Source organism: Mycobacterium arosiense ATCC BAA-1401 = DSM 45069 (assembly GCF_002086125.1).
Classification (GTDB): domain Bacteria; phylum Actinomycetota; class Actinomycetes; order Mycobacteriales; family Mycobacteriaceae; genus Mycobacterium; species Mycobacterium arosiense.
In genome coordinates this window covers 1-244 of the sequence record NZ_MVHG01000356.1, presented here as the reverse complement: position 1 = coordinate 244, position 244 = coordinate 1, and the positions used below count along the sequence as shown (strand labels likewise).

Below are 244 nucleotides of genomic sequence, written 5' to 3'. Positions count from 1 at the left end.
GGTGTAGATCACCGAGCGGTACTGGGTGCCGATGTAGCCGCCCTGGCGCATGCCCTGGGTCGGGTCGTGGGCTTCCCAGAATACCTTGAGCAGCTGTTCGAAGCTGGTCTCCTGCGGGTTGTAGACCACCAGCACGACCTCGCTGTGGCCGGTCAGGCCGGAGCAGACTTCGTCGTAGGTCGGGTTCGGCGTGTAGCCGCCGGCATAACCCACCGCGGTCACCCAGACACCCGGTTGCTGCCAG

Annotated in this window: 1 protein-coding gene; it reads right to left on the bottom strand. The window is 65.6% G+C overall.

The window, feature by feature from the left end; all coding sequences use genetic code 11:
- On the bottom strand, window positions 1-244 hold a 244-nt coding region (gene msrA / locus BST14_RS32180), incomplete at both ends, for a peptide-methionine (S)-S-oxide reductase MsrA (protein ID WP_083067511.1).